Annotated in this window: 3 protein-coding genes; all 3 read right to left on the bottom strand. The window is 52.9% G+C overall.

Annotation, left to right across the window (positions count from 1 at the left end; genetic code table 11):
• Positions 1–652 precede the first annotated feature (652 nt).
• Positions 653–2170, bottom strand: coding sequence for a S8 family peptidase (locus ABD949_RS06740; protein WP_345241861.1), 1518 nt, complete (start codon positions 2168–2170; stop codon positions 653–655).
• A gap of 184 nt (positions 2171–2354) precedes the next feature.
• Entirely contained in the window at positions 2355–6293 is a 3939-nt protein-coding gene (locus ABD949_RS06745; protein WP_345241862.1) for an ATP-binding protein, read from the bottom strand.
• A gap of 432 nt (positions 6294–6725) precedes the next feature.
• The gene (locus ABD949_RS06750) at positions 6726–10778 is read right to left on the bottom strand and encodes a two-component regulator propeller domain-containing protein (protein WP_345241864.1); all 4053 of its coding nucleotides are present in this window, start codon (positions 10776–10778) and stop codon (positions 6726–6728) included.
• Positions 10779–11026 lie beyond the last annotated feature (248 nt).

Here is an 11026-nt window from a genome sequence, read left to right on the forward strand (position 1 = left end):
CACTAAGAGAACGATACCCATTTATTATTCGGTTACCATTTCATCTGCTATCGCTCTGGTATATACGCTATTTGGAAAATAAGTTACTTTATGTCCGGACACGTTCAGGCAACCTAGTTGTCTTTTCGGTCGATGACAACAAAGAGTGAACGTTCATTCACGTTGAGGATTATTGTTTTCTGAGGGGTAATAGAAAGTCTGGATGACCTGCCATACGGATCGCCTGATACCAGGACTTTTTGGGTTGCCAGGAGCCTTTTGGTCCTACTAAACCACAGGTTGAAAACTGCGTGGAACTGGCAGGATCTACATCCCGCAGCATGTACATCTGCGCCCGGTATTCCCGGATAAAGCCAACAGATCTGCATCTTGTCTAAAGGGTCATCCACAAACGCATTGGCACCCATGAATTGATCGATGGTAATGGGTGGCGCCGTAGCTGTCCATTTCTGGCTTGCCGGATCACTCGCCTGGTCTGGATAAAGGTTATGCCTGGCAGGCACAAAATGTAACAGAATCAATCCTAACGTTGATGCGCAATGGTTAAAAAGAGATTCATGGCCGTGATTAGTAAGCGCAATATCCCCATGACAGCCTAAAGGGTTTGGCTCCGGGCTATCATGGGGTAACTATGCAGGATTAAGGGTTAACACTAAAGGCCTGCCCCAACAGCTTTGGCGGCATCAACGCGCCCGAAACCTGTATAGGCGTCACGGCCGGGTTTGCCAATGTCGTCAGCGGTAGCTTTCAGAACGGCTTCAACGCGAGCGGGATCCATCTGTCCGCCATTCTTGCCGATGATCAGGGCGGCTACCCCGGCTACGTGTGCGGCTGCCACACCGGTACCGTAGACGAGGTTGTAATCGCCACCGGCGGAAGAGCCATTACCCGTACTAATTATTGAGTCGAAGAGAGCACAGGGGGCCGTTTCTCCCGCTAATGTACATTCGCTGTCGGGATGTTCGAAGAAATATTCGATGGTGCCACCAGGCCCGGCTAACATGACGTCGTATGTACCGGGATTGGCGTAGAAGGGGATTTGGTCCAGGCTGGCAGTTGGATCAACCGCCCAGCCGATGGGGGTAGTAGCCGCCACGCCAATTACGTTGGGTGAACCAGAAACGGCGTTAATCGATGATTTATATTTTGTTGATTCCCCCCAAAAGGCTATCGGGGCTACCAAGGTAGCTCCCTGCTGGCGGGCCCAGCTAGTGACCCGATTCCACATACTCACGTAATACTGCACCAGTTTGGGGTTTGTTTCCATGTAATCATCGCTGATATCAGTGGGCGTGCCGTTGTCATTATAGAAAGAATCGCCATTCCGGGAAAAATTACTGATTATATCCAGGTGAATGACATCTGCCTGATGGTCTACCGCATCGACGATGGCCTGCCAGGCCCATGAATCAGGGAAGAAAAAAGAATAATCACCGGCTACTTTGTAGAGCAGCAGTTTAGCCTCGGGTGCTACACCCACTATGCCGATGTTATTGTCCATGGCGGCTATAATACCCGCTGCCTGAGAACCGCTACTGAAGGAGAATTCATCAGGAAAACCTGCACCTTCACCGGGTACGAAGCTTTTACTGAATTCAATGTTGCCCATCAGATCCGGGTGGTCGAGGTCGAAGCCTCCACTCAGCACCGCTACGCGCACACCTGCGCCAGTATAGCCGGCCTGCCAGGCTTCGGGCGCATTTACAGCATCAAGGCCCCATTGCCGGTTAAAGAGTGGATTCGTGTTAGTACTATTAGGCGGGTTAATTGCCTGGATCTGTGGGGTGGCTTTCTTCGTGCGTTCATCATGTGGCGTTGTCCGCAGCGACAGTACCTCCGGCACCACAACTTCAATACCAGGTATACGAGCGGCTTTGGTGGCAAAGTCCGGATCATCGGAAGTAGCCGTAGCAAGTCCTAAGCCGCTCATCAGGGTACCAATTCGTCCGTTGACTTTCGCCACATCTGCCGTCAGGGTAGCGGGAAGCTGGTTAGTGGACATCAGTACATATCGGCCTTTGCGAATAATAGGCACTTGGTCATCGGTTGCCGCCAGCCGGGCGTTGGCTGCACTGTGAATCGGAGTTAGTACGGGCTCGTTTACACACGCCAGAAGAGAGGCCAAAAGGAGAGCCGTCGTAAAAAGAGGCTTGGTTTTTAAGAATAGCATAGTACAATACGTTTATTGATTGTTTTGGTTGTTCTGAACAGCGCTGGGACGCTGACGAGATAAAAGTGGAAAAGGATTGATTTTTCCGCCTTCACTTTTGGGACAGAATGCTTTGATTTTGGGACAAAGCAGGGAAAGCTCACTCGTTCTTGAGCAAGCGGTAAAAAAATGAAAGGATTTTAGGCTACCGAACGGCAAACTCGCTGGGGGTCTGCTGGTAGATCTGCTTGAAGACGGTGGAAAAATAGGTGGGATTCTCAAAGCCTACCAGGTAAGCCGTTTCCGAAACAGTATGCCCCTGGCGCAACAACTCAGATGCCCGCTTCAGCCGGTAGTTGCGGATGACGTCGTTAGCCGATAGATTGGTCAGCGCTGTGAGCTTGCGGTGCAGCGTGCGCCGGCTCATGTTGCGCATCTCAGCCAGTTGATCTACGGTGAACCCGGAATCGTCTAACCGGCTCTCGATGCATTCAAAGACCTCGCGCAGGAACGGTTCGTCTATTTCTTTGGGCCGGAACGGGGTGTTTGCCGAGGTGAGTTGCCGTTGGTAGAAGTCGCGCAATTTGCACTGCCGCTCCAGGAGGTTACGCAGCCGCAGGTGCAGTTCGTCGAAATGAAAGGGTTTGGTCAAGTAATCGTCGGCACCCTGCTGTAAGCCTTCAAGGCGGCTGGGATGGGCGGCTTTGGCTGTCAGCAGCACCACGGCAATGTGGCTGGTGGCGGGAGTTTGCTTAATGAGCCGGGTCAGCTCGTAGCCGTCCATCTGCGGCATCATCACATCCGAAACCACTATAGCAGGCAGTTCGGTTTGTACCAGTTGCCAGCCTTCTTCGCCGTTGGCGGCCGTCAACACTCGAACGTAGGCGGTCAGTTCACCGGCAATAAAATCGCGGAGTTCGGTATTGTCTTCTACTACCAGCATAAGGGGTTTGTCGCTGTCGTCTTGAGCAGAAGCCACCAGCGGGGCTGCGCTAAGCGTCGGCGATAACACCGGTACGGCCGGCAGGCTGGCGGGCTGTTCATGTCCTTTGGCCAGCGGCATAGGAATCTCTATGGTTATGCGGGTGCCAGTGCCCAGTTCACTGCTAACCGAAATGGTCCCGCTCATCAATTCAGTCAGTTCGTTGACCAGCGCCAGCCCGATACCGGTTCCTTCATGGGCTCGGGTACGGGAGGTATCGACCTGGTAGAAGCGGTCGAAGATATGGGGCAGTTTGTCGGCCGGAATGCCCCGGCCGGTGTCGGTTACTGTAAGTCGGGCATGGGCATCGTCGGCGTCAAATTGGACGGTGACCTGTCCACCGGCATCGGTAAACTTTAAAGCGTTTGATACCAGGTTGTACATGATCTTTTCCAGTTTGTCGGCGTCGAACAGCCGCTCCGGGTCTGGTCCGATGGTGGTGAAGCGCAGGGTTATCCGTTTTTGCTGCGCCAGCGGCTGAAAAGCGCTCAGCAATTCCTTTACAAACTGGCTTACCTTGCCCCGCGCCAGGGATACGGTCATGTTGCCGGCTTCGAGTTTAGAGAGGTCCAGCAGTTGATTGATGAGCCGCAGGAGTTGCCGCGCGTTGCGGTGGACGGACGACAGCGTTTGCCGGGTGGCGGTATCGTGCTTAGTCTCCTGCAGCAGTTTTTCGGTGGGCGACAGAATCAGCGACAGTGGCGTGCGGAACTCGTGGGTGATGTTGGAGAAGAAGCGGGTTTTCAACTCGTCGACCGCCCGGAGTTGTTCGGCTTCCTGCTGTTTTAACTGCATCGCCTGTTGCTGCCGGGCCTGCCCAATCCGAAACTGCACAAACCCAAACACCGCCCCGCCGAAGGCCAGGGTGTACAGCGCATAGGCCCACCAGGTCGCCCAGAACGGGGGTGTAATCATCACGTCCAGTTGCTTGACGTGGCGGCTCCACCGGCCGTCGGCGTTGGTGGCCATGACCTCAAAGGTGTAACGGCCCGGCCGGAGTTGGGTGTAGTTGGCGGTGTTCTGGGTGCCGGCGTTTACCCAGTCGTCATCGACACCCGCCAGCCGGTAGCGGTACTGAATCTTCTCCGGCTTGCTGTACTGCAGCCCCGCGAACTCAAACGTCAGGAAGTTTTGGGTATGATCGAGCGTGAGCTGGTCAAGGGCGTTAATGGGTTCGGGTAGGGGGGAGGAGGGCCCCTCGGCTTCGATCACCGCGTTGTTGATCCGTAATCCCGATAAGACCACGGGCGGCTCAAATAAATTCTCCTGGAGGGCAGCCGGGTCAAACACGGTCATGCCGGTTCGGCCGCCGAAAGCCAGCCGGCCGTCGGGTAACCGGGTGGAGAGGGCATAAACAAACTCGTGGTCCTGCAGCCCGTCGGACCGTGTAAAGACGCGTTTATGGAACGTACGAGGGTTTAGCCTGACAAGTCCTTTATAGGTTGCCGCCCACAGATAACCCTGCCGGTCGGTGAGCAGGCTGGTAATGGTATTGTTGGGTAGCCCGTCCTGTTCGGAAAAGGTTCGGAACCGACCGGTTTGGGTATCGAACCGGGCGAGACCCGCCCCCAGCGTGCCAATCCATAACACGGCCGGATGATACGGATCGGCCGCCAGACACATCAGTTGGTTCGTCGGCAGAGACTGCTGTTTGGTGGGCTGATGCAACAGTTGCGCGACGATCTTTCGTTGGTGGAGGTCGTATTTAAATAATCCTTTTCCCAGAAAGGAAGCCATCCAGACAACCGAACCCATCGGTTCCAGATCGCCCACATCCAGTCCGGGATTCGAGTACGTCAGCGGTACTATACTGTTGGGCCATTTCTGAATGATCTTACCGGTAGAGTCTGTTTCAGCCAGGCCTGCTACATTACTGTATAGCCAAAAGTGTCCCCGCTGGTCAGCTTTAAGGGTAAGCTTGCAGCCCGTGCTATCACCGCTGTGACTGCTGGTGGTCCGTTTCGGTTCGGGATTGCACCGGTACAGGGAGGCCAGGTCGATAAACCAGAGGTGGTTGTTGGCGTACGTAAACCGCGTCCAGGAGTCACCGTTGGAATCGACCCAGGAAGGAGGGGTTATGTTTAAAACCATCCGGAGCAGGTCTGACTTCCAGCCGTCGCGGTATGGATACGTTTGAAACGGAAACGCGTGGAGATCCATCAGGCTTACCCCGCCTTCGTGGGTCCGGAGCCACAACACACCAGACTGGTCGAGCAGCATCGGCATTCCGGACGGGGTTCGGTTATCAGCAGGGATTGCCAGTTCGCCAATCTGCGTAAACTGGTTGTCGGCCGTAAACCGGTAGATTCGGTTGGCAATACAGATATATACGTTTCCGTCGGCCAGTAGCCGCATGCCGTAAATCTCCTGCTCCGTATCGGTGCCGGGCATGGGGACATCCTTATACTGACCGGTGCGCAGGTCCAGCAGAAACAGATAGTGCCGGCCGACAATCACAAGCTCACCCGGTTTTCGCTCAACAGTCAGAGACCAGTCGATGGCGCGCATACTGCGGTACATCCAGCGGCTGAGCGAGCCCGGATAGGGAAGTAGGCGGTGCCGGCCGGTCTGCAGATCAAATTCGATTATTCCCTCATCATAATGCCCGAATGCCCGGCCGTTGGAAGCGGCCTGTAGCGAGTGAAGGGTCCGGATGGCCGGTCCGACCTGCTGCTCGGTCCAGTACCGCACCCGGCCACTCCGCAGGTCGTAGTGCTGCGCTTTTTGTCCCCGCCATAACGCCCAGAGGCTTTTACCATCCGGCGCAAAATCCACGGACTCAATCTTGTTCCGACCCTGCCGATGACGGGGTAGCCACATGGAAAATTGTTCAGTAGCGGGTTCGAACCGCTGAACATCGCCGGTTCTTGTTTGTAACAGCAACGTACCATCGGACAACGATTGCATCCAGCCGATGCTGCTTTCGGCCAGCGAATTAGCCTGGGTAGTATGCCGGAATACTTTCATGATACGGCCGTCGTAGCGGGCCAGTCCATCGGCTGTAGCCAGCCAGATAAAGCCGGCCCGGTCCTGCACCACACCGTTGACGCTGCTGTTGGGTAGTCCGTCGTTGATGGTCAGCGTGCGGGTGCGTGGCAGTGGCATGGCCTGGAGCAGGACACTGACTAATAGCAGGCAGGCAGTTAACACGGACGGCATCATGCTGACCAGAATGGCAAGGGTTTAACAGGGCTTAGCTAACAGATAGCCTCACTTGGAATCGGTTGCCTATATTAAGTAAAAGTGCTTATTGTTGCGGCCTGCCATTTATCGAACGGTCAGAAAGGCTAACGGGCCTCGCCGGTTTTATTTAACGAAACGATACCGCTTGAGCTGAGTGGAGAGCTTTACAATGAGTGCACGGGTGAAATGATCGCATTTTCCGGGCAAGGGAATACAGTGGTGGTCGGGGTTGTTAATAAAAATCGAGGTACATTTACCTTTCACACCAATGTTGCCAACATTAAAGCTACCGGAGAGACATCCGGCGCTACCTACATTGGGACCCAGGCTTCTTTGAAGGCGGTGGTGAAACTAGCCGGGGGTCAGGGTTGCCCGGTTGCTATACGACTTATCTTATCCCTTCTTTATCTATTATTCCGTAACAGGTAACTCGACTATAAACTCGGTCCCCTCGCCTGTTTTAGTCTCCACCTGCATCTCTCCCCCATGACCTTTGGTGACTATATCGTAGCTCAGGCTTAGCCCCAGTCCTGTACCCTGCCCGGTGGGTTTAGTGGTAAAGAAGGGCTGGTAGATTTTAGTTAGGATTTCCGATGGAATGCCCGTGCCATTGTCCTTGACCCGCAACTCTACTTTGCCGTTCTCCTGATGTGTGGTTACCTCCACCTGTGGCTGATAGCCGTTGCCGGTTTGCCGATGCTTTTCCTGCACGGCATAAAAGGCATTGTTGTAGAGGTTCAAGAGTACCCGGCCTATCTCCTGCGGGGCGATATTAACCTGCTTTACGCTGGGGTCCAGGTTCAGCCGCAGGTCGGCATTAAAATTTTGGTCTTTGGCCCGAATGCCGTGGTAGGCTAGTCGGAGGTATTCGTCGGCCAGGGCGTTGAGGTCGGTGGGTTGCTTCTCGCCACTGCTGGCGCGGGAGTGCTGTAACATGCCTTTGACAATGCTATCGGCCCGTTTGCCGTGGTGACTGACTTTCTCCAGGGTTTCTTTAAGGTCACTGGCAATGTCGAGCACATCGTCGGTATGGCCGGCTTTAGCCTCTTCCACGAGTTCATCGATCAATTCGGTGCTTACCTCTGAGAGGTTATTGACGAAGTTCAACGGGTTCTGGATTTCGTGAGCGATGCCGGCGGTGAGTTGGCCCAAAGAGGCCATTTTTTCTTTCTGGACGAGTTGATCCTGGGTGGCTTTTAACTCAGTTAAGGTATCTTCCAGGTTATCACGCTGAGTTTCGATCTCTTCCTTCTGCTGCTGAATCTGCTGGGTTCTGAGCGATACTTTCTCTTCGAGTATCCGGTTCTGCCGCCGTAAGGTGCGGGAGCGGTAAAGGATATACGCCCGCAAACTACTGGCCAGCAGCACCGCATACAGCACATACGCCCACCAGGTATGCCACCAGGGGGGATATATAATTACCTTGATTGAGGTAGGACGTTCACTCCATAATCCATCGGCGTTAGCGGCTTTGACCTGGAAGGTGTAGGTGCCGGGGGCCAGATCGGTATAGCGGGCCTGCCGGGTGGTGGCCGGTGACCAGTCCTTGTCGTAACCATCCAGCCGATAAGCATACTGTATCTGAGCGGCACGGATGTAGTGGGGAGCTACAAATTGAAACGTCAGATCATTCTGGTCATACGCCAGAGTAACTTCATCGGCTACGGAGATATGTGCTTTGAGGGGCTGTTTGTCGCCAATTTCGACCGGGGTGTTGAAGATAGTCAGGCCAGTCAGCGCTACCTTTGGCTTAATAGTATCGGTGGTTATTTGATCCGGTCGAAATCTGACAAAGCCTTCAAACCCGCCGAAGTAAAAGGTACCATCCGGTGCTTTGGTGCTGCGGTGGAAAAAGCGCAGATCCGGAAAGCCTTGCGAAGGGTTGAAGTTCTGGACCCGACCCGTAGCCGGGTCAAAGCGGCTTAGACCGTTATCTGAGCCAAGCCAGATATATCCATGCCGGTCCTGCTGCACCGTCCGTACAGCTTGGTAAGGTAGTCCCTGCTCCGAGGTAAATCGTTTTATAGTGCCTTTCTCCGGGTCAATCTTCATGAGCCCTTTAAAGTAATCGGTGGCCCAAATTGTACCTGAACCTGAGGTATCTTCCAGCAGAGACACGACAAAATGGGGGCCTTCGAGCTGATTATGGTAGTGAATAAACGTATTTGTGGCCGGGTTGTACTTTGCCACTCCCTGGTTACCAGTTCCAATCCAGATGTTTCCCTTTTTATCCTGAAGAAGGCAGTGACTATTATAATCTAATAGACCGTTTAGCTGTGACTTCCGGACCAGTTTTGCTATCTGTTCTGTCTGCGATGTTGTCAGCGGCAGCACCTGAATACCCCACCAATCGGGTCGGTCGGGGCCTGCATAGAGCCATTGACCAAAGCTGTGCCACTCGTTTGTCCGGTACCGAAGCCGGTAACTGCCCGCTGCTAATTGAATCGGTTCGATCTGCAGGCGATTGTCGAGCCTGCCTCCGGCATGGCGGCTGCGGGCAACGTTCATTTCCCAGACGATGTGTCCTTTGCTGTCTTCAATCCAGCCGTAGTCAGAGCGGTTCAGAGCCGTTAGCTCTCCCATAGCAGTAACCAGTACCGCACCAGGTTTGGTCAGGGCAAAAGGTATTGTTTTATCTACCTTATTAGCGGGATGTAAAATGGATGCAATCGGCTTAACTTGCCTCAACAGCATATCAACTTGTCGGAGTAAAACGTCCTGGTAGGTGGTGTCTGCCTGATGAAAGGCCTTGAATTGCCGACGTTCAATGTCCATCCGGTTCAGTCCCCATTCTGTACTAACCCACAGCGAACCATCGCGGGCGGGTAGAATGGCTTCAACTACATCATTGCTTATTGTATGTTGATCGTAGATGTTATTTGCAAATCGGGTAAATGTGCCTGTTTGGCGATTGAGCAAACATAAGCCACCTCCGTAGGTCCCAACCCACAACCGTTTTTGGCGGTCTTCTACAATACTGGATACACCACCCTTTGCAATTGATGCACGATTTTTAGGGTCATGCGTATAATGCGTGAATACGCCTGTTTTCCTGTTCCACCGGTCGAGACCTTTAAATGTGCCCAGCCATAGGACATCGGGCTCTGAGGGTGCCTCGTAAATGGCGGTTACCACAATATCAGATACGGTATTTTTTTGGGTAGAATCGTGGGTATATCGGGTGAAACGGGGCATTCGATTCTGTTTGAACAGCCCAAACCCTGGTGCATTTACCCACACTGAACCGCTGTGGTCTTCCAGCACTGTTGAAACACCCCAGGTAATGCGTAACCCCGGACTATCTTTATAACGGGTAAACTGGTCAGTACGGTGGTCATAAAAATCTACCCCAATATGATCGACATAACCCCAGGTACTTTGAGCTCTAAACCACATATCTCCATTTTTCATCTCCCGCAGCGACCACAAAATAGAGCCGCTGGGCGTATGCCGATTAGCCGGAATATGTCGGTAGTGCCTGAATGTACCGGACGAGGGTATAAATTTGGTTAGTCCTTTGACGGTGTTCAGCCATAGATTAGACTGCCGGTCCTGATACAAAGAAAGGATAGAATCATTAGCCAGTCCAGGCGCTGTCTGGTGCTGGTAATGGGCTAGTATCTTACGGGTACGCGGATGAATCTGAAATAAACCGTTGCCTGCTGTGCTTACCCAAAGAAGGCCTCTTTTGTCCAGGCAAACGCCTGAAGGCCTTTCAAAAGCTACGTCAGATTGGGGGGCGATCAGAGGCTGAAAAATTTCGAAACGATCGCTCTCTCGGTTATACCGGTGTAATAGCAACCCGCTGGTGTACCCTCTTTGATCGGTTGTAATCACCCAAACCTGGCCTTGTTGATCCTCCTTAAACGATAAATTAACCTGGCGATCTCCTGTAAAATAAGGATTGAAATGAATAGCCGTGTGCGTTAGGTTGGGTCGTTTTGAGCCATCGTTTCGGTAGACGGTCCACTGACCCGTTTTCGGATTTAACCGGTTCAATACATGTGCTTTTACTTTATCGCTCCACCCGATGGTCCAGATCTGGCCCTGACGATCCTGGTGCATATAGAGACCAAGTTCTGTCTGTGCAGGTGCATCTTTGCCTTTGGGCGTGTAATCAATAAAATGTTGGGTGGTCCGGTCAAAACGGTACAATCCATCACCACAGATCCAGACATCACCGTTTTTGTCTTCGAGCAGCGCCCTAATGTTTAGGGCTTTCAGGCTGAATGGGTTTCGCTTGTCGTAACGAAAAACGTCCATTTTAGCGCCATCATACCGAACCAGCCCGTTTTGGGTACCCAGCCACATAAAGCCCAGATGGTCCTGTAGCATGGCGTGCACGAAATTCTCGGGCAGGCCGTCGACGGTATTGAGCTGGTCGAAGGTAAGCTTTTCGGGTAACTGGCTCTGGCTGGGCGATGCCAACAGCAGTAGCCCCAAAAGCAGGAGTTGGCGCAGCATACGATGCGTTTGGTTAACGGTAGAGGAGTATAGGGCAATTTCGGTTATAAATATTTACTAATCAACTGTGGTAGTTGTATGGTAAATATCAGTTATTAACCGGTTAAGAACCAGTTTCTTTAGGGCACTACCTGGCAATTTTGCTCAGTGCTGGACACTGAAGAAAAAGATGCGGATGGGAATCTTCAGCGGCTTGGCCAACTGCTTCATCAGCCAATCTATGAAATGTTCTATTGTGCTCACTTGAT

This window comes from Nibrella saemangeumensis, from assembly GCF_039541915.1.
Taxonomy (GTDB): domain Bacteria; phylum Bacteroidota; class Bacteroidia; order Cytophagales; family Spirosomataceae; genus Nibrella; species Nibrella saemangeumensis.

Coding starts and splice junctions, on each gene's coding strand:
- ABD949_RS06740 (WP_345241861.1), bottom strand. CDS start 2,170: ATGCTATTCTTAAAAACCAAGCCTCTTTTTACGACGGCTCTCCTTTTG.
- ABD949_RS06745 (WP_345241862.1), bottom strand. CDS start 6,293: ATGATGCCGTCCGTGTTAACTGCCTGCCTGCTATTAGTCAGTGTCCTG.
- ABD949_RS06750 (WP_345241864.1), bottom strand. CDS start 10,778: ATGCTGCGCCAACTCCTGCTTTTGGGGCTACTGCTGTTGGCATCGCCC.